Below are 22,611 nucleotides of genomic sequence, written 5' to 3'. Positions count from 1 at the left end.
GGGAGCGGCGAGCCGTTGCGGGGCAGACATTAGCACTCGTTCTTGTCGACTGACCTAATCACTTAAGAAAGGCAGTCGTTCTTGTCAGTCGAACAAGTCGTGTGTATGGTTCGGGGCACCGGAGCACGCCGCTCCGGCCGCACCCCCTTCACGAGGAGTGATCATGAACAGCGCGCAGCACACGGACGTGGTGGTCGTCGGCGCGGGACTCGCCGGTCTGACGGCGGCCCGGGAACTGGTGGCGGCCGGCAAGTCCGTGGCCGTCCTGGAAGCCCGCGAGAGGGTCGGCGGTCGGCTCCTCAACCACCACCTCGGCGACGGCCGGGTGACCGAGATCGGCGGCCAGTTCGTCGGCCCGACCCAGGACCGCGTCCTGGCGCTGGCCAAGGAGGTCGGCGTGGACACGTACCAGGCCGCCGTCCCCGGCGAGACCGTCTACGTGAACGAGGGCAAGGCCAAGCGGTTCAGCGGCCACATCCCGCCGGACCTGTTCGCCCTGCCCGACATGGGTCTCGCCCTGGCCCGCATCGGCCAGGCCGCCGCGAAGATCTCCCCGCACGCGCCGTGGGAGGCCGCGAAGGCCCGGGAGCTGGACGGCATGACCTACGAGACGTGGCTGCGCAAGGCCGAGATCACCGGCGACGCCGTCGACATGATCAACCTGTTCCTGAACTCCGCCTACGGCGGCGAGGCCCGCGACGCCTCCGCCCTCTTCAGCCTCTGGTACGTCTCGACGTTCGGCGACGAGACCCACCCCGGCACGATGGACCGCGGCACCGGCACCACCGGCGGCGCCCAGGACAGCCGGTTCGTCGGCGGATCACAGCTCGTCGCCCAGCGGATGGCCGTGGAACTCGACGGCAGGGTCCACCTCTCGGCGCCCGTGCGCCGCATCAGCCAGGACTCCACCGGCGTCACCGTCGTCTCCGACGCCGGCGACTGGCGGGCCGACCGGGTCGTCGTCGCCGTACCGCCGGTCGTCGCCTCCCGGATCGTGTGGGACCCGCTGCTGCCGGCCCAGCAGGACCAGCTCCTGCAACGGCTCCCGTTCGGCACGCTCATGAAGTGCGTCGCCGTCTACGACAAGCCGTTCTGGCGCGAGGACGGACTGTCCGGGATGGGCCTGCTGCGCGGTGGGTCCCCGATCCGCGAGATGTTCGACAACACCCCGCCCGACGGCGGACCGGGCGTGCTGATGGGCTTCCTCGGCGGCAAGGAGTGGCGCAAGTGGGCCCACCGCCCGGCCGCCGAACGACGCGGCGCCGTCCTGCGCTGCTTCGCCCAGGTCGTCGGGGACCGCGCCTTCGACACCGTCGACTACGTCGAGCAGGACTGGACCGCCGAGCGGTGGACCCTGGGCGGCCCCACCTCCGTCGCCGCCCCCGGCGTCCTCGCCGACCACGGCCAGTGGATGGGCCGCCCGCACGGGCGTGTGCACTGGGCGGGCGCCGAGTTCTCCCCCTACTGGAACGGCTACATGGACGGCGCCGTCCGCTCCGGACAGCACACCGCCGCCGAGCTCCTCCACCAGATCTGACACCAGTTAAGGAACCCCGCCATGAACCGTTTCCTCGTCGCCGAGACCGCCGTCATCGACGCCCCCCTCGGGCGCGTGTGGGACGTCGTCGCCCGCACCGACCGGTACGCCGAGTGGGTCGCCGGCGCCATCGAGGTCACCGACCACCACGGCATCGCCACCGTCGGCAAGACCTACGCCGAGCGCAACCGCACCGTCGGCCCGCTCAGGACCGACTCGGTGTGGACCGTCCGGGAGATCGAGCCCTTCCGGCGCCGCGTCGACACCGGCACCGGATTCGCCCCGCTCCAGGACGTCGTCAACACCTTCGAGTTCCACCCGCTCCAGCGCGACGGCCGGGAGATGACCGAGATGCTGTACCAGGTCGAGTACGTCATCGGCCTCGGACCGCTGGGCATGCTCCTCGACTCCATCCAGCAGCCCGCGATGCGCGCCGGGATGCGCAGGTCCATGGCCAACCTCGACACCCTGCTGCGCTCCGAGGCGTCGAGGACCGCCTCCTGACCGGCGGGGCCCCGGACCGGGGCCCCGCCCTTGTTGTCGAACGACTTGCTCAAGAGACTGAGTCGGTTAGGATCCCGGCATGGCTCACGTATCCGCGGCCGAGCGCCGCCCCCAGCTCATCAAGGCGGCCATCTCCCTCATGGCCCGGGAGGGCGTCGCCGCCGGCAGCACCCGCGCCATCGCCGCCGAACTCGGCGTGGCGCAGGCGACCGTGCACTACACCTTCGGCACGAAGGAGGAGCTGTACCGGGCCGTCATGGAACAGCTCACGCGGGACCTCGTCGACCAGGTGACGCGGGCCGCGCCCGCCGACGCGAGCTTCGAGGAGACCGTCGGCACGCTGGCCGAGGAATTCTGGCGCACCGTGCTCGACCAGCCCGAGACCCACCAGCTCCTCACCGAGCTGAGCATGTTCGCCCTGCGCACCCCACTGCTGAAGGAGGCGCTGCAGAGCCACTACAGCGAGGTCCTGACGGTGACGACACAGCTGGTCGAAGGCGCCGCCGAACGCGCCGGCCGTCGGCTCGCGCAGCCCGCCGAGATGATCGCGCGGTTCTTCCTGGCCGGCTTCGACGGACTGACGATGCAGCACCTGTCCCTGCCGGACGAGGAAGCGGAGCGCGTCTGTCTGCGGGCCCTGATCGCGGCCGTCCTGGCGATGGCCTGACGCCGCACGGCGGTACGGTCCGGGCCCGGCGAGAAGCAGCTTGAGGTTTCAAGTAGCATCCGCCTGTACGTACCGCGCAGGCCGCCGCCCGCGCCGGTCCGCGCCGGGCCCTGCCACGGCACGGGACGGAACGGGCGGGTCCCCGGCGCCGACCTGAGAGGACTCCCATGGCCGAGCCGGCCGCGGCGATTCTGGCCCGCTTCAGCGAACAGGTGCTGGGCGTCCCCCTGCCCGTGGGGATCCGCCTCTGGGACGGCAGCACGGCCGGCCCCGCAGACGGGCCCGCGTTCGTCCTGCGCGACCGCGAGGCCCTGCGCCGCCTGCTGTGGCGCCCCGGCGAGCTGGGCCTGGCCCGCGCCTGGGTCGCCGGGGACCTCGACGTCGACGGCGACCTCTACGAACTGCTGAAACGCGTCGCGGCCCTGGTCTGGGAACGCGACGAGCCCGCCGGCCGCACGGCCACGCTCCGCAGGGCGCTCGGCGTCCTGACCGCACCCGGCGGCCTGCGCACCGTCGGCCGGACCCTCTCCCTCGCGGGTCCCGGGCTCCCGCCGGCGCCGCCCGCCGAAGAAGTGGTGCGCCGTCGCGGCCCCGCGCACAGCCTCCGCCGCGACAAAGAGGCCATCAGCCACCACTACGACGCCGGCAACGACTTCTACGCCCTGATGCTGGGCCCGTCCCTCGTCTACTCCTGCGCCTACTGGCAGAGCGCCCCGCACACCAGCGGCTCCGGTTCCGGCTCCGGCGACACCCTGGAGCGGGCGCAGGAAGCCAAGCTGGACCTGGTCTGCCGCAAGCTCGCCCTGCGCGAGGGACAGCGACTGCTGGACGTGGGCTGCGGCTGGGGCTCGATGGCCCTGCACGCCGCCGAGCACTACGGCGTCCAGGTCGTCGGCGTCACCCTCTCCGTCGAACAGGCGACGGCGGCACGCGAGCGGGTCGCCGCCGCCGGTCTCGATCACCGGGTGGAGATCAGGGTCCAGGACTACCGGCAGATCGACGACGCCCCCTTCGACGCGATCTCCTCCATCGGCATGGCCGAACACGTGGGCGGCGCACGGTACCGGGAGTACGCGCACATCCTGCACCGGCTCCTGAAGCCCGGCGGACGGCTGCTCAACCACCAGATCGCGCGCCGCCCCGTGCGCGACGAGGACACCTACCGCATGGACCCCTTCATCGACCGGTACGTCTTCCCGGACGGCGAACTCGCCCCCGTCGGCTCCACCGTGTCCCTCCTGGAGGAGGCCGGCTTCGAGGTGCGCGACGTCGAGTCCCTGCGCGAGCACTACGCCCTCACCCTGCGCGAGTGGGTCGCCAACCTCGAAGCCCGCTGGGACGAGGCCGTCGCGCTGACCTCGCCCGCGCGGGCGAGGGTGTGGCGCCTCTACATGGCCGCCTCGGCGGTCGGGTTCGAGACCAACACGATGGGCGTCAACCAGGTGCTGGCGGTCAGGACCGGCACCGACGGCCGCTCCGGCATGCCACTGCGCAGGGACTTCCTGAGCACCCCGGCCCCGGCGGCGCATTGATTTCCCCGGCCGGGTGTTGATTTACCTGACCGAAGGGGCCTGCTGATCAATCGCGCGGTCTCCAGTCTGGGTCCTGCCCCGCCGGGATCCCGGCAGACCGAGCGACTGGAGATGGTCCGCATGGCACAGACAGCGAAGAAGAAGAGCAGGGGAACGGCACGCCTGGGCAGGGCCGCGCTCGTCGCGGGCAGCGTCCTCGCCCTGACCGCCGGCCTGGCGGGCAGCGCCGACGCGGCGATCCTGACCCCGCTGCCGTGGAACGCGGACACGTTCCAGCAGAAGTACATGCCGCTGTTCGACTACGACACCGACAGTTGCTTCCCCGCCGCCGCGGTCGACGCGAACGGGAACCTCAACGGCGGTCTCAAGCCCACCGGGCCGATCACCGGCGACTGCCGCGACAACCACCTGGGCCGGGCCAACACCTACTCCCAGGGATGGTGCAAGAACGGCTGGTGCGCCTACGTCTACGCGCTCTACTTCGAGAAGGACCAGACCCTCAACGGCGCCGACGCCTTCGGGCACCGCAACGACTGGGAGTCCGTCGTGGTCTTCCAGAAGCAGGGCCAGGAGCGTCCCGCGTTCCTCGCCGCCTCCCGGCACGGCGGCTACAGCACCCACCCGATCAACGAGGTGCCGATGAACGGCAACCGCGTCGAGATCGTCTACCACAAGGACGGCGCGAGCACCCACGCCTTCCGCTTCGCGAAGTGGGGCGAGAGACCGGAGGCGTGGGGCAACGGCGGCTGGGACGAACCGGCGCTGGTCACCATGGAGCGGATGGCCGACGCCCCGCGCAACGCCCTGTGGAACTCCCAGTGGGGCCGCGCCAACTTCCCGCTGACCGGCAACCTCCAGAGCAACATCAACAAGGCCCGGGAGGCCGACTCCAGGGCCGCGAGCGCGATCCCCGCGTTCTGACCCCCGCCCAGGCCCGCCGCCCCCTGTCGTGCCGGGGGCGGCGGGCCGTCGGTCACGGGTTGTAGGGGGTGTAGGTGATCGAGGAGACCTTGAGGTACCTCGCGCCGTCCGACGTGGCCCAGGTCGACGCGTCGGGGTTGCCCGGCCAGTCGCCGCCGACCGCGGTGTTGACGATGAAGCGCATCCCGACGCCCGGGGCGGTGGTGTACCACTTGGTGCCGGTGACGGTGCCGTCCACGGCGAAGTCGATGTGGTCGGGCCACCAGGTGAACGAGTACCGGTGGAACGTGTTGGTCCAGCCCGTGGAGTGCGTCTTCGAGAACTGGGTCTGGGCGTTGTTCGGGTCGTGGAAGGTCTGGTACACGGTGCCGGGGTTCTGGCCGACGATCTCGGCGGCGTCGAACTCGGGCAGCCACGGATTCAGGTAGGCCGCCCACACCGCGGGCAGCAGGCCCCGGCCGCTGGGCATGTTCGCGGTGAAGCTGTAGGTGCCGTAGCCGTAGAGCGCCTTGGACTCCACCCGGCCCGAGTAGTACGTGCCGCCGGACTTGTAGGTCTTGATGACGAGGGTGCCGCCCTCGTACCACACGCAGTCGGGCGTGTAGGTCTCCAGCTCGTTGTTGGCCGTCCACCGTCCGCTGACGGTGTTCCAGGAGTTGACGGTCTGGGGTGCTCCCCAGGACGCGGCTTCGGCGGGGGGACGTCCCAGGACGAGCAGGCAAAGCGTCGCCAGGGCGACCACTATCAGGCGTCCTGGTCGGAGAAGGGCAGACGACATCACGGCTCCGTTGCTCGGATGACAGTGGGGGTGGGAGCGATCGCTCGCTCCTTGTCGCCGGAATGTATGGCTCCGTTCAACCTTTGACAAGACATCCGACATGGATCATGGGATGGCTTTGGGAATTGAAGGCCGCAGGATCCGGCCCCGGACACGAATTCTCTTCGGACCGCAAAAGCATTCGACTACTCATTGCGCATGCAAAATGACGTGCGGTGACCGCCTTTGTGCGATTCACCCCCTCCGCGTCCCCTCAGCTCCAGACAGAGGTCCGTCATGCATGCGTCCGACCTGAGCCGCCGTACCGTCCTCGCCGGCACGGCCGTCACCGCCGCGTCCGTCGCGCTGCCCTCCCTCCAGGGCCGCTCCACGGCGGCGGAGAACACCGCCGCCCCGCTCCCGTACACCTGGCGCAACGCCGTCATCGGCGGCACCGGCTTCGTCACGGGGGTCGTGTTCCACCCCGCCGTCCAGGGCCTGGCGTACGCCCGGACCGACATGGGCGGCGCCTACCGCTGGGACGACGCCGCCGCACGCTGGATCCCGCTCCTTGACTGGGCGAGCCAGGCCGACCAGAACCTCCTCGGCGTCGAGTCCGTGGCCATCGACCCCGCCCACCCCGACCGCGTCTACCTGGCCCTCGGCACCTACACCCAGTCGTGGGCGGGCAACGGCACGTTCCTGCGCTCCGACGACCGGGGCGCCACCTGGACCCGCACCGACCTCACCGTGAAACTCGGCTCCAACGAGGACGGCCGGGGCACCGGCGAACGCCTCCTCGTGGACCCCCGCGACAGCGACACCCTGTGGCTCGGCACCCGCCACGACGGCCTCCTCAAGTCCACCGACCGGGGCGCCACCTGGGCCCGCGCGACCGGCTTCCCGCCCGCCCCCAGCGCCACCGGCCAGGGCGTCACCCTCCTCGTCGCCGCCGGCCGCGACCTGTACGCCGGCTGGGGCGACGGCGACGGCACCGCCGCCGCGGTCACCCTGTACCGCACGAGCGACGGCGCCACCTGGAACGCCGTCCCCGGACAGCCCGCGGGAGCGGCGGCGAAGATCCCGATGCGTGCCGCGTACGACGCCCGCGCGATGGAGCTGTACGTGACCTACGCGAACGCTCCCGGTCCCAACGGCCAGTCCGACGGCAGCGTCCACAAACTGGCCGTCACCACCGGCACCTGGACCGACGTCTCCCCGGTGACGCCCGGCGGCGCCGACGGCTTCGGGTACGGCGGGGCGGCCGTCGACCCCCAGCACACCGGCACGGTCGTCGTCACCACCAACAACCGCTGGTCGTCGGGCGACACCCTGTTCCGCACCACCGACGGCGGCCGGACCTGGACCTCCCTCAAGGACACCGCGGCCATCGACGTGTCGGAGTATCCCTACCTGAAGTGGGGCAAGGACGCGCCGACGTTCGGCTGGTGGATCCAGATGGTCGCCGTCGACCCGTTCGACTCCCAGCACCTCGTGTACGGCACCGGCGCCACCCTCTACGGCACCCGCGACCTGAAGAACTGGGCCCCGCAGATCCGCGGCCTGGAGGAGACGGCCGTCCTCTTCCTGATCTCGCCCCCGGACGGCCAGGCACACCTGCTCAGCGGCTCCCGGGACATCGGCACGCTCTACCACGACCAGCTCACGGCGTCCCCGTCCGGCGGCCTGGCCACCAACCCCGTCTTCACCACGGCCACCGGCCTCTCCCAGGCCCCGGCCAAGCCGTCCTACGTGGTCCGCACGGGGGAGGGCGACCAGGGCAACGGGGCTTACTCGAACGACGGTGGACAGACCTGGCAGCCGTTCGCCGCCCAGCCCTCCTTCGCGAAGGAGGCGACGGGCCCGATCGCCGCCAACGCCGACGGCGGCGTCCTGCTGTGGTCCTTCACCCAGGGGCACCCCACGCAGCGCTCCACCGACAACGGCGCCACCTGGACCGAGGTCGCCTCCTTCCCCGCCGCCGCCCGCCCGGTGGCCGACCCGGTCGACCCCCGGCTCCTCTACGCCTACGACACCGGTGCCGGGACGCTGTTCGCCAGCACCGACGCGGGCGCGACGTTCACGGCCCACGCCACCGGGCTCCCGTCCGGGGACACCACGACGAAGCTGGCCGCCGCCCCGGGACGCTCCGGCGACCTGTGGCTCAGCGCCGGCACCCAGGGCCTCTACCGCTCCACCGACGGCGGCCGCACCTTCGCCAAGCTCGCGGGCTGCGAAGCCTCCTACACCCTCGGCTTCGGCGCGGCGCCCGACGGCTCCGGCTACCCGTCGGTCTACCAGGTCGCCACCGTGGACGGCGTCACCGGCGTCCACCGCTCCGACGACACCGGGCAGACCTGGCGGCGCGTCAACGACGACCAGCACCAGTGGGGCTGGATCGGCGAGTGCGTCACCGGCGACCCGCGCGTCCCCGGCGTCGTGTACCTGGCCACCAACGGCCGGGGCATCCAGGTGGGGCAGCCCGCCTGACCCCTGGCTGCCGGGCGCCCGCTCGTCAACGTCCCGTCAAAGTCGCCCGGCCGGGCGCGAAGAACCCGCCAAGAACGGCCGGGCGGGGTGGGGGAGGGGCACACCCTGGGGGCACCGCGCGCTCTCGTGCGCGGCCCAGGGAGAAGGAGCACACCGATGTCCGTCCTGACAGCGGAGCCGGGCGCGGCCCCAGCAGACCGGGAGCCGCCCGACGACGCCGGTGAGCGGCACCGCCTCACCGCCGTCACGGGGCTGGCCGCCCTGTCCCTGGACGCGATGGCGTCGGTGGCGTACGGGCCCGAGGCGATCGTCCTGGTGCTGGCCGCCGCCGGGGCGCACGGCCTCGGCTACACCCTGCCCGTGACCCTCGCCATCGCCGTCCTGCTCGCGGTGCTCGTCGCGTCGTACCGGCAGGTGATCGCCGCGTTCCCCGACGGCGGCGGCTCGTACGCCGTCGCCAGGGCGCAGCTGGGCGCGCGCACGAGCCTGGTGGCGGCGGCCTCGCTGGTCCTGGACTACGTCCTGAACGTGGCCGTCGCGGTCACGGCCGGTGTCGCCGCCCTCACCTCCGCCTTCCCGGGCCTCTACGACGACCGCCTGTGGCTGTGCCTGGGGATCCTCGCGCTGATCACCGCGGTGAACCTGCGGGGCGTCGTCGAGTCGGCCAGGGTCTTCATCGTGCCGACCGCGGTGTTCGTCGGCTCCGTCCTCGTCCTCATAGCCGTCGGTCTCTTCCGGTCCGCCCCGGTGAGCACCGCGAGCGCGCACGGGCACGCCTCCGCGCTCGCCGGTGACGCCGGCACCGTCGGCGCCCTGCTGTTGCTGAAGGCGTTCGCCGCCGGCTGCGCCGCGCTGACGGGCGTCGAGGCGATCGCCAACGCCGTGCCGTCCTTCCGCCGTCCACGGGTGCGGCGGGCCCAGCGGGCGGAGGTCGCGCTGGGCGCCGTCCTCGGGGTGATGCTGATCGGGCTGTCGGTGCTGATCGGCCGCTTCCACCTCCAGCCGGTCCAGGGCGTCACCGTCCTCGCGCAGCTCGCGGACGCCGCGTTCGGGCACGGCTGGGCCTTCTACGTCATCCAGTTCTCGACGGTCGTCCTGCTCGCCCTGTCGGCGAACACGTCCTTCGGCGGCCTGCCGGTGCTGCTGAAACTGCTGGCCCGCGACAACTACCTGCCGCACGTCTTCGCGCTGAAGGCCGACCGGCAGGTGCACCGGCACGGGGTGCTGGCCCTCGCGCTGGTCTCCGCCGCGCTGCTGGTCTTCTCCGGCGCGGACACCAACACGCTCGTGCCGATGTTCGCCGTCGGGGTCTTCGTCGGGTTCACGATCGCCCAGGTGGGGATGGTCCGGCACTGGAGACGCGCAGGGGGTCCCGGGCGGCGCGGCAAGGCGCTGCTGAACGGCGCTGGGGCCGTGCTGACCGGGGTGGCGGCGGTCGTCGTCACCCTGGAGAAGTTCCGCGACGGCGCCTGGCTGGTGGTGGTCGCGCTGCCGGTGCTGGTCGCCGCCTTCGTCGCCGTGCGCCGCGCCTACGACCGGATCGGGCAGCGGCTCGGCCTCGGCCGCATCCCGGCGGCCCCGCACCGTGAGCGCTCGCTGGTCATCGTCCCCGTCTCGGCCCTGTCCCGGCTGACGTCGGAGGCGCTGACGGCGGCGGCGTCCCTCGGCGACGAGGTCCGTGCCGTGACCGTCTGCCACCCCGACCCCGAGGACCGGGCCGCCCAGCAGGCCCTGGAGAGGTCCTGGGCCGAGTGGGACCCCGGGGTGGAGCTGGTCCGGCTGACCTGCGAACGGCGCTCCCTGGGCCGGCCGATCGCCGCCTACGTGCGTGCGGTCGCCGCCACCGAGCCCGCGACGCGGGTGACCGTCCTGATCGCGGAGACGGAGCCGGAACGGCTGTGGCAGCGCCTGCTGCACAACCAGCGCGGCGCGGTCGTCGCCCACGCGGTGCGCGGGGAGACGGACGCCGCGATCTGCCGGCTGCGCCTGCGCCTGCCGTGAGCCGGCATGGGGGAGGGGCGGGCCCGGTGGAAGACCGGGCCCGCCCTGACGGCTCCCCTCAGCGGAGCCGTTCCCCTCCCGTGCGTGGGCGTCAGCGCTGGAGTGTCAGCAGGCCCGGACGGTAGGGCAGGAGGCCGTAGTCGACGCCGTCGGAGCTGGGGCTGCGTCCCTGGTAGAGCAACTGGAGGTTGCAGGGATCGACGGTCATCGTCTGGTCGGCGTTGGTGCGCAGCAGCTCGCCGTGGCTGATGTCGTTGGTCCAGTTCGCCCCGCTGTTGGCCTTGCCGGCGAAGGGGTTGCTCTCGGTGGCGGCCTGCGGCGTCCACGAGCCGTTGAGGCTGGTGGCCGTGAACGAGCGGAAGAAGCGCCGCTCCTGGGCACCCCGCGCCTCGACGATCATGAGGTAGCGGTTCTGGTCCTTGAGCTTGTAGACCTGCGGCGCCTCGAACAGGTTCTTCGTCGTGTCGCTCATGATCGTCGTGTACGACGATCCGAAGTTCCCCGGGAAGTTCCCGATCGGCATGCTGGCCCGGTAGATCTTGCCGTTGTCACCGGCGAAGAACAGGTACATGTTCTGGCTGTCACCGATGAGCGCCTGGTCGATGGGCCCTGTTCCGGAGCCGGAGATGCTTCCGGTGAACAGCGTCTGCGGAGCCGACCAGCCGTTCGGGTTGGTGGGGTTGGTCGACGTCCGGTAGGAGAAGGCGGGACCGCCCCACTGGTAGGTCAGCACCCAGATGTTCTTCGGCGCGAAGTAGAAGAGCGAGGGCGCGACGGTCGCGTTCGACATCGCGTTCTGGCTCGCCGAGCCCATCTGCGAATAGTTGCTGAACAGGCCGAAGTTCATCGAACCCCAGCGGGTGCCGTAGTCGTGCGTCGTCGCGTAGACGAGCTGCTGCCCGTTGTACGGGGCGACCGTGAAGTCCTTCAGCGAGACCCATCCCGACCTGGGCTGGGCCAGCGCGCCGGTCGACGTCCAGCGGTACGACGACGGAAGGTCGCACGCTCTGGGGGCGGCGCTCGCGGCGGTGTTGGCGCCGAGGGCGGCGCCCAGAAGCACTAAGGGTGCCAGGGCGGCGGTCAAGCGTTTCGGGCGGATCCGGAACGGGGGGCGAAACCGCATCAGAGGGCCTCCTTGGAAGTGGGGGAGGTGACGCCGGTGAACTGCGGAGCGGCCATACGCAGGAACTAGGAACAAGAAGACTTCGAAACATTCGAAGAATTTCCCGAACCTTTGACGCCACAAACTAGAAACAGGAAGCTCATCGGTCAAGGTGTCGCGCTGATCTGTCTACAAAACCTTGCGCGCTGCCGCGATCGGCGGATCGAATGTTTCGAAGAAGAATCTGAAAGTTTCTTCGTCAGGAGTGTTGACGGGGTGCCGTCAATCCTTCAATCATCCTTCTCTGAGTGGCCGACTCCGGTTCGACATACCGACACCGCCGCAGCCCCTCTGAGCACAGAGCCGCACAGCAGATCCGCGCACCAAGCCCCTGCGCCACCCCCCGTTCCCGGTGAGGTCCGCGCCGCGCGAACCGATGCCTCGCGCACCCTCCGGTCAGCTCGTGACGTCCCCCCAGGAGGCACAGCCATGCGCTCGCACGTCCATCCCGGCACCGCAATCCGCCGCAAGATCCGCGGCCCGCTGCTCGCGCTGCTCGTCGGCGCCCTCGGCGCGGCCCCCGCGCTGGTCGCGGCGCCGGCCGCGCACGCCGCCGAGAGCACGCTCGGCGCCGCGGCGAAGCAGAGCGGCCGCTACTTCGGCACCGCCATCGCCTCGGGCAGGCTGGGCGACTCGGCGTACACGACCATCGCGAACCGCGAGTTCAACTCGGTGACCGCCGAGAACGAGATGAAGATCGACGCCACCGAACCACAGCGCGGCCAGTTCAACTTCGCAGCGGGTGACCGCGTCTACAACTGGGCCGTCCAGAACGGCAAACAGGTCCGCGGCCACACCCTGGCCTGGCACTCCCAGCAGCCCGGCTGGATGCAGAGCCTCAGCGGCAGCAACCTGCGCCAGGCGATGATCGGCCACATCAACGGCGTCATGGCCCACTACAAGGGCAAGATCGTCCAGTGGGACGTCGTCAACGAGGCGTTCGCCGACGGCAACTCGGGCGCCCGGCGCGACTCCAACCTCCAGCGCACCGGCAACGACTGGATCGAGGTCGCCTTCCGCACCGCGCGCGCCGCCGACCCCGCCGCCAAGCTCTGCTACAACGACTACAACGTGGAGAACTGGACCTGGGCCAAGACCCAGGCCATGTACAACATGGTCCGCGACTTCAAGTCGCGCGGCGTGCCGATCGACTGCGTCGGCTTCCAGTCGCACTTCAACAGCGGCAGCCCCTACAACGCGAACTTCCGCACCACCCTGCAGAACTTCGCCGCCCTCGGCGTCGACGTCGCCATCACCGAGCTGGACATCCAGGGCGCCTCGGCCACGACCTACGCCAACGTGACCAACGACTGCCTCGCCGTCCCGCGCTGCCTCGGCATCACCGTGTGGGGCGTGCGTGACAGCGACTCCTGGCGGCCGGGTGACACGCCGCTGCTGTTCAACAACAACGGCAGCAAGAAGCCCGCCTACACCTCCGTCCTCAACGCGCTCAACGGCGGCACCAGCAACCCCCCGACGGACGGCGGACCGCTGAAGGGCGTCGGCTCGGGCCGCTGCGTGGACGTGCCCAACTCCAGCACCACCGACGGCACCCAGGTCCAGCTGTACGACTGCCACGGCGGCACCAACCAGCAGTGGCAGTCCACCTCCGCCGGTGAACTCAGGGTCTACGGCAACAAGTGCCTGGACGCCGGGGGCACCGGCGCCGGCGCCCGGATCCAGATCTACAGCTGCTGGGGCGGCGACAACCAGAAGTGGCGCCTCAACTCCGACGGCACCGTCACCGGCGTCCAGTCCGGCCTCTGCCTCGACACCGCCTCCGGCGGCACCGCCAACGGCACCCTGATCCAGCTCAACTCCTGCTCGGGCGGCGGCAGCCAGCGCTGGGCCCGAGCCTGATGGAGGAGCGAACCCGATGACGACGACAACGTATGACAACTCCTTACCCGGACGACCACGCTGGTGGTCACGGATCGCCGGCCTCGCGGCGGCCACCCTCGCCGCCGGCCTGATCACCGTCGCGAACCCCGCGCCCGCCGAGGCCGCGACCGTCGACCCCAACGCCTGGTACACCCTGGTCAACCGCAACAGCGGCAAGGCCCTGGACGTCTCCGGCTCCTCCACCGCCGACGGCGCGCGGATCGCCCAGTGGGCGCGCAGCGACGCGGCCAACCAGCAGTGGCAGTTCGTGGACTCCGGCGGCGGCTTCTACCGTCTCAAGGCCCGCCACTCGTCCAAGGTCCTCGACGTGGCCGGTGCCTCCACCGCCGACGGCGCCGGGCTCCAGCAGTGGGCCGACCACGGCGGTGGCAACCAGCAGTTCCGCCTCGCCGACTCCGACGCGGGCCACGTCCGCCTCATCAACCGCACCAGCGGCAAGGCCGTCGAGGTGCAGGGCTCCTCCACCGCCGACGGCGGCAACGTCGTCCAGTACACCGACCACGGCGGCGCCAACCAGCAGTGGCAGATGGTCAAACTGTCGTCCGACGGCGGCGGAACCGGCGCCTGCGGCAGCGCGCCGACCCTGACCAGCGGCACGTACACGATCCAGAGCGGCGGCAAGAGCCGCAGCTTCATCCTGCGTGTGCCCGCCAACTACGACAACAACCACCGCTACCGGGTGATCTTCGCGTTCCACTGGCGCGGCGGCACCGCGAACGACGTCGCCTCGGGCGGCAGCAGCGGAAGCAGCTGGGCCTACTACGGGCAGCAGCAGCTGTCCAACAACAGCGCCGTTCTCGTGGCCCCGCAGGGTCTCGGCAACGGCTGGGCCAACTCCGGCGGTGAGGACGTCACCTTCGTCGACGACATGATCCGCCGCATCGAGGGCGGCCTGTGCGTCGACCCGGCCCAGCGGTTCTCCACCGGGTTCAGCTGGGGCGGCGGCATGAGCTACGCGCTCGCCTGCGCCCGGCCGACCATGTTCCGGGCCGTCGCGGTCATCTCCGGCGCCGAGATCAGCGGATGCAGCGGGGGCAGCCAGCCCGTCGCCTACCTCGGCATCCACGGCATCAGCGACAACGTCCTGAACATCTCCCAGGGACGCTCCCTGCGCGACAGGTTCGTCCGCAACAACGGCTGCACCGCCCAGAACCCGCGTGAACCCGGGCAGGGCAGCCGCACCCACATCACCACCACCTACGCGGGCTGCCGTGCCGGCTACCCGGTCCAGTGGGCGGCGTTCGACGGCGGACACGCACCCGCCCCCGTCGACGGCTCCGGCGGCGACAACGGCGCCACCACCTGGACCAAGGCGGAGATCTGGAGGTTCTTCTCGCAGTTCCAGTGACCCGCCCGCCCGGCGGAGTGGAGCCGGCTCCACTCCGCCGGACCGACGTCAGCCGAGCACGACCGGTGTCCCGAGGACCCGGTCGTGCCCGGCCTCACGTTCGGGCCCGGTGAGGTGCAGCGTCCCGGTGAGCCGGATGTCGGCGCTGGACGCGCCGACCAGGACGGTGATCTCGCCGGGCTCGACGACGCGGCGCAGGTCGAGGCCGGTGTAGGCGAGCCGGTCGGTGTGCAGCCGGAAGGTGACCCGGCGCTCCTGTCCGGGCGCCAGCTCGACGCGGGCGAACCCGGTCAACTGGACGACGGGCCGGGGGAGTCGCGCGACCGGGTCGGCGGTGTAGAGCTGGACGACCTCCGCCGCGTGCCGCGCGCCGGTGTTGCGGACCAGGCAGCCGATCTCCACCTCGCCGTCCGTCGGAATCGTCTCGGCGCTCAGGGCGAGAGCGGAGTAGGCGAACTCCGTGTACGACAGCCCGTGCCCGAACGGGTAGGCGGGCGTGGGGTCGAGGTTGCTCACGCCCTGGCTGTTGCCGCCCAGGGGAGCGTGCAGGTACGTCGAGGGGTGACCGCCCGGGGAGCGGGGCACCTGCACGGGCAGCTTGCCCGACGGCGTCACCCGCCCGGACAGGACGCCCGCGAGCGCCGGCCCGCCCTCCTCGCCGGGGAAGAACGCCTGCACGATCGCCGCCGCACGGCCCGCGTAGGCGCCGAGCGCGTAGGGCCGTCCGGAGACGACGACCAGGACGAGGGGCGTGCCGGTGGCCAGCAGCGCCTCGACGAGTTCGTCCTGCACGCCGGGCAGCGCAAGGTCCTCGACGTCGCAGCCCTCACCCGAGGTGCCCCGCCCGAAGAGCCCCGCGAGGTCACCGACGACGGCGACACACACGTCCGCCCGCGCGGCCTCCGCGACGGCCGCCTCGATGCCCGAGCGGTCGGCCTCCTTCACCGGGCAGCCCTGCTCGTAGGCGATCCGGGCGGCCGGCAGTTCGAGGGCGAGGGCGTCCAGCAGGGGCAGCGCCTCGACGCCGTTGCCGTACCCGGGGTGGTGCGGCAGCACGTGGTTGGGGAAGGAGTAGCAGCCGAAGAACGCGTTGGGGTCGTTCGCGCACGGCCCGACCAGGGCGATCGACGCGACCTCGGCCGCCAGCGGCAGCAGGCCGCCCTGGTTGTCGAGCAGGACGACGCTGTGCTCGGCGAGTTCCCGCGCGAGCGCGCGGTGCGCGGGCGGATCGAGGTCGATCCGCTCGTCGACGTCCGCCTCCGGCGCGTACCCGGCGTCGAGCAGCCCGAGGTCCGCCTTCTGCCGCAGGACCCGGCGCACGGCACGGTCGACCAGCTCCTCGGGGACGGCGCCGGAGCGGACGAGTTCGGCGAGGGGTTCGCCGTAGCAGAGGGTGTCGGGCAGTTCGACGTCGATCCCGGCGGCCAGCGCGCGGGCGCCCGCCTCGCCGTCCGTGGCCGCGATCCGGTGCATGGTCCGCAGGAACGCCACCGACCAGTAGTCGGAGACGACCGTCCCCTCGAACCCCCACTCCTCGCGCAGGAGCCCGGTGAGCAGCGCGGCGTCCGCGCCGGCCGGGACGCCGTCGACGTCGGCGTAGGAGTTCATCACCGAGCGGGCGCCGCCCTCGCGGAGCGCCGTCTCGAACGGGGGCAGGATCACGTCGGCGAACTCGCGCGGGCCCATCGAGACGGGGGCGTGGTTGCGGGCGCCCTTGGACGCGGAGTACCCGGCGAAGTGCTTGAGGGTGGCGATGATCCCGGCGGACTCCAGGCCGCGCACATACGCGGTACCGGTCGTCGCGACGAGGTAGGGGTCCTCACCCAGGGTCTCCTCCACCCGGCCCCAGCGGTAGTCGCGCACGACGTCCAGGACGGGGGACAGGCCCTGGTGGACGCCGACGCGCCGCATGCTGGTGCCGATGGCGCGGGCCATGCGTTCGACGAGCGCGGGGTCGAAGGCGGCGGCCCAGGCGAGGGCCGTCGGGAAGACCGTGGCGTGGTGGGTGGTGAACCCGGTCAGGCACTCCTCGTGCGCGATCGCCGGGATGCCGAGCCGGGTCGTGTCCATCAGCTCCCGCTGCGTGGCGGCTAGCCGGCGGGCGCCCTCGGCCGGCTCCACCGGCTTGGTGCCGAACGGGCGGGTGAGGTGGCCGAGGCCGTTCTTGCCGGCGTCGGCGAAGTCGATGTGACGGGAGAAGACGTCCTGCATGGGGGCGACGTTGCCGCTGACGTGCTCGACGCCCGGCCAGGCGCTGCCGAGCTGGGCCAGCTTCTCCTCCAGGGTCATCTCCGCGAGCAGGGCCTCGACCCTGGCGTCACGAGGGCAGGCCGGATCGGCCCAAGGCGTGGTCATGATGCGTCCTTGAGGTGGTGGCGCCTCGGGGCGCCGGCTTTCAGGAGCGACCGGGCGGCGGGGCGGTGGACGCCCGGACGACGAGCTGGGTGGCCAGCTCCACACGGTGGCTGTCGAGGGGTTCGCCGGCCGAGAGCCGCAGCAGCGTGCGCAGCGCGGCCCGCCCGATCTCGGCGAAGGGCTGGCGGACGGTGGTCAGGGGCGGCGCGGACGTGGACGCGGCGGCCGTGTCGTCGAAGCCGACGACACTGACGTCCTCCGGCACGCGCAGGCCGTGCACCCGGGCGGCCTCTATGACGCCGAACGCCTCCAGGTCGTTGCCGGTGAAGACGGCCGTCGGCGGGTCGGCGAGGGCGAAGAGCTCCAGCGCCGCGTGGTGGGCGGGCTCGAAGCGGAAGTCCCCCTGCTTGATGAGCGCCGGGTCCGGCGTCAGGCCGGCACCGGTCAGGGCGGCCTGGTAGCCGTGCAGGCGGGCGGTGTTGCACAGGGCGTCGTGCGTGCCCTCGATCATCGCGATCCGGCGGTGGCCCAGCTTCAGCAGGTGCTCGGTGGCGGCCATGCCGCCGCTGAAGTTGGTGGCACCGATGCTCGGCACGCTGTCGTCGGGCACGTTCATCGGGTCGACCAGCACCAGCGGGATCCCGGCCTGCGCGAACTGCGCCCGCTGCCCGGTGGTGAGTTCGGACGTCACGAGGATGACGCCCTCCCGGCCCGCGGCGGTGATCCTGCGGGCCCAGGCCGCGCCGAGCGGATCGTCGGGCGCCGTGCCGATCACGACGTCGACCCCCGCCCGCGCCGCCGCCTCGGTGACCCCCTGGGTGATCACCAGGTTGTTCGGGTTGACCAGCCGGTCGAAGGTGAGGTCGACGATCCGCACGGGGGACTGCGCCCCGCCCGGCCCGCGAGCGACGTAGTCGTGCTCGACGAGCAGCCGCTCGACGCGCGCCCGGGTCTCCGGCGACACGTCGCTACGGCCGTTGACCACCTTCGACACGGTGGCCACCGACACCCCGGCCGCTTCGGCGATACCGGTCAGGGTGGGCCGGCCTCGCTCGACGGCTCTCTTCGCCATGCTGGTCCTTTCGAAGACTTACGGGGACGTTAGCGCAAGCTTTCGTGCCGGTCCAGAGCTGTTCATCGCGTGAATATTTCCGACGCCGACACCTTGACCCGGCGAAAACGCGCCCCTAACTTGTCGGCGATGCAACGCAGGGGTTTCGAAAATTTTCGAGCCGGTCTCGCGGACCACACGGCACGTAGCGAGCCCCTGGAGAGCCGAAGGAGCTCAACGATGACCCGCAGAACCCCCCTCACCACCCTGGCCGTGACCACGGCCGCCCTCGCCCTGACCCTGTCCGCCTGCGGCAGCGGTGGCCGCACCCCGGGTGCGGGACCCGACGGCGCCGCCCTCGTCTGGGCCCTCACCCAGGGCTCCGAGGCGACCTTCCGGGCCTCCGCCACGGAGTGGAACAAGGCCCGTCCCGACAGCGCGGTCACCTACCAGTTCTTCCAGAACGACCCCTACAAACAGAAACTCCGCACCGCCGTCGGCGCGGGCAACGGCCCCGTCCTCTTCGAGAACTGGGGCGGCGGCGCGCTCAAGGACTACGTGGACGCCGGCAAGGTCGCCGACCTCACCCCCGACCTCGAGAAGAACCCCGGCTGGCGGGACCGCGTCTTCCCCACGGTCCTCAAGTCCACCACCTTCGACGGCAAGACCTACGGCATGCCCGTCAACGGCGTCCAGCCCGTGGTCCTCTACTACAACAAGCAACTCCTCGACCGGGCCGGCGCCCGCCCGCCGAAGACCTGGGACGACCTGCTCGCCCTCGTCCGCACCCTCAGGGCGCAGGGCATCGCGCCCCTCGCCATGGGCGGCGCCTCCAAGTGGCCCGACCTCATGTGGCTGGAGTACCTGGTCGACCGCGTCGGCGGCCCCCAGGTCTTCGCGGACATCGCCGCCGGCAAGAAGGGCGCTTGGACCCACCCGGCGGTCATCGAGGCCGCCCGGATGATCAGGCAGTTGGTGGACGCCGGCGGCTTCGCCAAGGGCTTCACCTCCGTCTCCGCCGACACCGGCCAGGCCGAGGCCCAGCTCTACACCGGCAAGGCCGCGATGATCCTCCAGGGCAGCTGGGCCTTCGGGACCATGAACACCGGCTCGCCGAAGTTCGTCTCCGAGGGCCACCTCGGCTGGGCGGACTTCCCCGCCGTCACCGGCGGCAAGGGCGACCCCACGAACGTCGTCGGCAACACCGCCAACTTCTTCTCCGTGTCCGCCCAGGCCGGCCCCCAGCAGAAGAATTCCGCCGTCGCCTACCTCAAGGACGGCGTCTACAACGACACCTACGTCGACAGCCTCCTCACCAACGGCGACGTCCCGCCCGTCAAGGACCTCGACGCCAAGCTGAAGACCGTCGACCACGCGGACTGGCTCACCTACGTCTACCGGCTCACCCGCGACGCGAAGAACTTCCAGCTCTCCTGGGACCAGGCACTCACCCCCGAACTCGGCCAGGAACTCCTCACCCGCCTCGACCAGCTCTTCCTCGGCCAGCTCGACCCGCAGGCGTTCTGCGCCGCGATGGACAAGGCGGCCGCGAAGTGAGCACCGCGAAAGCGACCACGGCCCGCACGGGCGGCGGACCGCCGTTCCTGATGGCGTTGCCCGCCCTGCTCCTGTTCGCGCTGTTCGCCCTCGCGCCGATGGTCATCGTCGGCTACCTCAGCTTCACCCGCTGGGACGGCCTCGGCACCCCCTCCTGGACCGGCCTCGACAACTGGCGCACGGCCCTCACCAGCGACGTCACCCGGCACGCGCTGTGGCTCACCCTGAAGATGATGGTGATCAGCTGGGCCGTGCAGACGCCGATCAGCCTGCTGCTGGGGGTGTTCGTCGCCGGGAAACAGCGCTACCGGGCCCTGCTGGCCGTCTTCTACTTCGTCCCCATGCTCATCTCGACGGCCGCGATCGCCGTCATCTTCAAGAACCTCCTCGACCCCAACTTCGGGCTCGGCGCCTCCCTCGGCCTGTCCCTGCTCGACCAGGACTGGCTGGGCGACCCCGACCTCGCCTTCTACGCCGTGGTGTTCGCCATCGCCTGGCAGTTCGTGCCCTTCCACACACTGCTCTACCAGGCCGGCGCCCGGCAGATCCCCGCCTCGCTGTACGAGGCCGCCTCCCTCGACGGCGCCGGACGCCTCAAACAGTTCTGGCACATCACCCTGCCCCAGCTGCGCTACACCGTCGTCACCTCCTCCACGCTCATGACCGTCGGCTCGCTCACCTACTTCGACCTCGTGTTCGTCCTCACCGGCGGCGGACCCGGCTACGCCACCCGGCTCCTCCCGCTCGACATGTACATCACCGGCTTCCAGAGCAACGACATGGGCCTCGCCAGCGCCATCTCCGTGGTCCTCGTGACAGCCGGCCTCCTCCTCTCCCTCGCCCTCGTCCGCTTCTCCGGGTTCAGCCGGATGCGCAGCCAGCAAGCAGGTGTGTGATGACCGTCCTCACCCGTGCCCCCTCACCCGCCACGACCCCAGGCTCCGGCGCCGCGCCGGGCCGCCCGCCCTCCCGCCCGCGGCGCACCAACCCCCTGGGCGCGCTGGGCGGCCTGCTCTGGCTGGTCGTCGTCCTCGTCCCCGTCTACTGGGTCGTCGTCACCAGCCTGCGCACCCGCGAGGGATTCTTCGACGCCAACCCGCTCGCCGTCCCGAGCGACCCGACGCTGGACAACTACCGGCAGGTCCTCGACAACGGCTTCACCCACTACCTGCTCAACAGCCTCGCCGTCACGGCCGGCGCCACCGCGCTCACCCTCGCCGTGTCCTTCCTCGCCGCCTACGCCGTCGTCCGCGGCACCAGCCGGGCGCTGCGCTGGACGTTCAGCGTCTTCCTCCTCGGCCTCGCGATCCCCCTCCAGGCGACGATCATCCCCGTGTACTACCTGATCGCCCAGGCGAACATGTACGACACCCTCACCGCGATCGCCCTCCCCTCGGCCGCGTTCGCGATCCCCCTCACCGTCGTCATCCTCGTCAACTTCCTGCGGGACATCCCCGACGAGCTGTACGAGTCCATGCGGGCCGACGGCGCCGGGCACTGGCGCATGCTGTGGAGCCTCGCCCTGCCTCTGTCGCGCCCGGCCCTCATCACCGTCACCATCTACGACGCCCTCAACGTCTGGAACGGGTTCCTCTTCCCCCTGATCCTCACCCAGAGCCCCGACAAACGCGTCCTGCCCCTGTTCGTGTGGAGCTTCCAGGGCGAGTTCACGGTCAACGTGCCCGCCGTCCTCGCGGCCGTGGTCCTCTCCACCCTCCCGATCCTCGCCCTGTACGTCATCGGCCGGCGCCAGCTCATCGGGGGGATGACGGCGGGGTTCGGGAAGTAGGAAAAACGCTGGCCCGGCCGCCCGGCACGACGGCACGATGGCGGGCATGACCACTGCGAACACGCCGCACTGCCTGATCGTGACGGGGATGCCGGGGGCCGGGAAGTCGACGGTGACCAGACTCGTCGCGAGGCGCCTGCCACGCGCCGCCCGGCTCGACGGCGACGTCGTCAACCGGCTGATCGTCAGCGGCCGCGTCGGGCCCCTCGGTGAGCCCGCCGACGAGGCGGCGCGGCAGGTCGAGCTGTGCAACCGCAACCTGTGCGCGCTGGCGGAGAACTTCGCCGACGCCGGCTTCACCCCCGTCATCGACTGGGTGATCCCCGACCGCGCGCAACTCGACTTCTTCGTCTCCCACCTCCCCGCCCGGCAGGTCCTGTTCGTCGTGCTCGCCCCGGGCATCGAAGCCTGCCGGCACCGCAACACGCTCCGCGATCCACGGGAGCGGTTCTCCTTCGACGGCTACGAAGACCTCGACGCCGCCATGAAACGTGAACTCGGCGACGCCGGCTGGTGGTTCGACACCTCCGCCCTCACCCCCGAGGAGACCGCCGACCGCGTCGTCCGCGAGGCCCACCACCGGGCGACGGCCGGATTCCCTGGAACTTTAGAGGTTGGCGGCGCCGGTGATCTCGGATGAAGTGGTGCCCGCCCGTTCGCCGGACACGACAGCCCGGCGATGACCGCTCATGGGGGAACGAACCTCGTCATGTCCTTGATCAAGAAGGCCGGGATCGCCGGCACCGCCCTCCTCGCCACCCTGCTCACCGGCGTCCTCACGGCCCCGGCGGCCCACGCGGCGGCCGGCGACACCGCGCCGGACTGCGTCGACCGCTACGTGGACGGCTACCCGTCCAGCATCTACGTCAAGCTGACCAACAACTGCAGCACCACGAAGAAGGTGAAGGCCGACATCAAGCTGGGTGGCGACAGCCCCTGCTGGACCCTGAAGCCCGGCGCCGAGAAGATCTGGTGGTACGAGGGCCTGGGGAGCTACCGCAAGACGGTCCTCTGCTGACCCGACCGGCACCCCCGGCA

Annotated in this window: 17 protein-coding genes and 1 pseudogene; 14 read left to right on the top strand and 4 right to left on the bottom strand. The window is 71.3% G+C overall.

The window, feature by feature from the left end:
- The first annotated feature begins 163 nt into the window (after positions 1-163).
- The 5 genes from IAG44_RS00275 to IAG44_RS00255 all read left to right on the top strand — a co-directional run bounded on the left by IAG44_RS00275 (position 164) and on the right by IAG44_RS00255 (position 5,161).
- Positions 164-1,537 (top strand): flavin monoamine oxidase family protein, encoded by a 1,374-nt coding sequence (locus IAG44_RS00275; protein ID WP_187745111.1) that lies wholly within the window; start codon positions 164-166, stop codon positions 1,535-1,537.
- Between the two features lie 21 nt (positions 1,538-1,558).
- Entirely contained in the window at positions 1,559-2,041 is a 483-nt protein-coding gene (locus IAG44_RS00270) for an SRPBCC family protein (protein WP_187745110.1), read from the top strand.
- A 79-nt stretch (positions 2,042-2,120) separates the two neighbouring features.
- The gene (locus tag IAG44_RS00265; protein WP_187745109.1) at positions 2,121-2,708 is read left to right on the top strand and encodes a TetR/AcrR family transcriptional regulator; all 588 of its coding nucleotides are present in this window, start codon (positions 2,121-2,123) and stop codon (positions 2,706-2,708) included.
- A gap of 167 nt (positions 2,709-2,875) precedes the next feature.
- On the top strand, positions 2,876-4,240 hold the full coding sequence (locus IAG44_RS00260) for a class I SAM-dependent methyltransferase (RefSeq protein WP_187745108.1): 1,365 nt from the start codon (positions 2,876-2,878) through the stop codon (positions 4,238-4,240).
- A 120-nt stretch (positions 4,241-4,360) separates the two neighbouring features.
- Positions 4,361-5,161 carry an NPP1 family protein gene (locus IAG44_RS00255; RefSeq protein ID WP_246561314.1) on the top strand — a complete coding sequence of 267 codons (801 nt, stop codon included), beginning with the start codon at positions 4,361-4,363 and terminating at the stop codon, positions 5,159-5,161.
- A gap of 52 nt (positions 5,162-5,213) precedes the next feature.
- Here IAG44_RS00255 and IAG44_RS00250 read toward each other — a convergent pair whose 3' ends face one another.
- Positions 5,214-5,939, bottom strand: a complete 726-nt coding sequence (locus tag IAG44_RS00250; protein ID WP_187745106.1) for a glycoside hydrolase family 16 protein — start codon at positions 5,937-5,939, stop codon at positions 5,214-5,216.
- Between the two features lie 276 nt (positions 5,940-6,215).
- On the opposite strand from IAG44_RS00250, the gene IAG44_RS00245 reads away from it, so the two are divergent.
- Entirely contained in the window at positions 6,216-8,408 is a 2,193-nt protein-coding gene (locus IAG44_RS00245; protein ID WP_187745105.1) for a 1,4-beta-glucanase, read from the top strand.
- 156 nt (positions 8,409-8,564) lie between these two features.
- Complete coding sequence (locus tag IAG44_RS00240; protein ID WP_187745104.1) at positions 8,565-10,409, top strand: APC family permease; 1,845 nt, start codon at positions 8,565-8,567, stop codon at positions 10,407-10,409.
- 91 nt (positions 10,410-10,500) lie between these two features.
- Here the strand turns inward: IAG44_RS00240 and IAG44_RS00235 are convergent.
- A pseudogene (locus IAG44_RS00235) lies at positions 10,501-11,421 on the bottom strand (non-reducing end alpha-L-arabinofuranosidase family hydrolase); the annotation flags it as partial.
- A 579-nt stretch (positions 11,422-12,000) separates the two neighbouring features.
- Here IAG44_RS00235 and IAG44_RS00230 point away from each other — a divergent pair.
- Both IAG44_RS00230 and IAG44_RS00225 read left to right on the top strand, forming a co-directional pair.
- The gene (locus IAG44_RS00230; RefSeq protein ID WP_187745102.1) at positions 12,001-13,431 is read left to right on the top strand and encodes an endo-1,4-beta-xylanase; all 1,431 of its coding nucleotides are present in this window, start codon (positions 12,001-12,003) and stop codon (positions 13,429-13,431) included.
- A gap of 16 nt (positions 13,432-13,447) precedes the next feature.
- Entirely contained in the window at positions 13,448-14,821 is a 1,374-nt protein-coding gene (locus tag IAG44_RS00225) for an RICIN domain-containing protein (protein ID WP_187745101.1), read from the top strand.
- A gap of 48 nt (positions 14,822-14,869) precedes the next feature.
- Here the strand turns inward: IAG44_RS00225 and IAG44_RS00220 are convergent, their stop codons facing one another.
- Both IAG44_RS00220 and IAG44_RS00215 read right to left on the bottom strand, forming a co-directional pair.
- Entirely contained in the window at positions 14,870-17,176 is a 2,307-nt protein-coding gene (locus tag IAG44_RS00220; RefSeq protein WP_187745100.1) for a beta-xylosidase/alpha-l-arabinosidase, read from the bottom strand.
- A 40-nt stretch (positions 17,177-17,216) separates the two neighbouring features.
- On the bottom strand, positions 17,217-18,248 hold the full coding sequence (locus tag IAG44_RS00215; RefSeq protein WP_187745099.1) for a LacI family DNA-binding transcriptional regulator: 1,032 nt from the start codon (positions 18,246-18,248) through the stop codon (positions 17,217-17,219).
- 219 nt (positions 18,249-18,467) lie between these two features.
- On the opposite strand from IAG44_RS00215, the gene IAG44_RS00210 reads away from it, so the two are divergent.
- From IAG44_RS00210 to IAG44_RS00190, 5 genes are all read left to right on the top strand, one after another.
- A complete protein-coding gene (locus tag IAG44_RS00210) occupies positions 18,468-19,784 on the top strand; it encodes an ABC transporter substrate-binding protein (RefSeq protein WP_187745098.1) in 1,317 nt (438 codons plus the stop codon).
- Positions 19,785-19,834: 50 nt separating this feature from the next.
- A complete protein-coding gene (locus IAG44_RS00205) occupies positions 19,835-20,680 on the top strand; it encodes a carbohydrate ABC transporter permease (RefSeq protein WP_223006857.1) in 846 nt (281 codons plus the stop codon).
- Positions 20,680-21,573 (top strand): carbohydrate ABC transporter permease, encoded by an 894-nt coding sequence (locus IAG44_RS00200; RefSeq protein ID WP_187745096.1) that lies wholly within the window; start codon positions 20,680-20,682, stop codon positions 21,571-21,573. Before IAG44_RS00205 ends, IAG44_RS00200 begins: the two co-directional genes overlap by 1 nt.
- Before the next feature lie 46 nt (positions 21,574-21,619).
- Complete coding sequence (locus tag IAG44_RS00195) at positions 21,620-22,213, top strand: AAA family ATPase (protein ID WP_187745095.1); 594 nt, start codon at positions 21,620-21,622, stop codon at positions 22,211-22,213.
- 69 nt (positions 22,214-22,282) lie between these two features.
- Positions 22,283-22,591: a hypothetical protein gene (locus IAG44_RS00190; RefSeq protein ID WP_187745094.1), complete on the top strand. Its 309-nt coding sequence runs from the start codon at positions 22,283-22,285 to the stop codon at positions 22,589-22,591.
- The last annotated feature ends 20 nt before the right edge of the window (positions 22,592-22,611 follow it).

It is taken from the genome of Streptomyces roseirectus (assembly GCF_014489635.1).
Classification (GTDB): domain Bacteria; phylum Actinomycetota; class Actinomycetes; order Streptomycetales; family Streptomycetaceae; genus Streptomyces; species Streptomyces roseirectus.
This window is presented reverse-complemented; position numbering and strand designations above follow the sequence as displayed.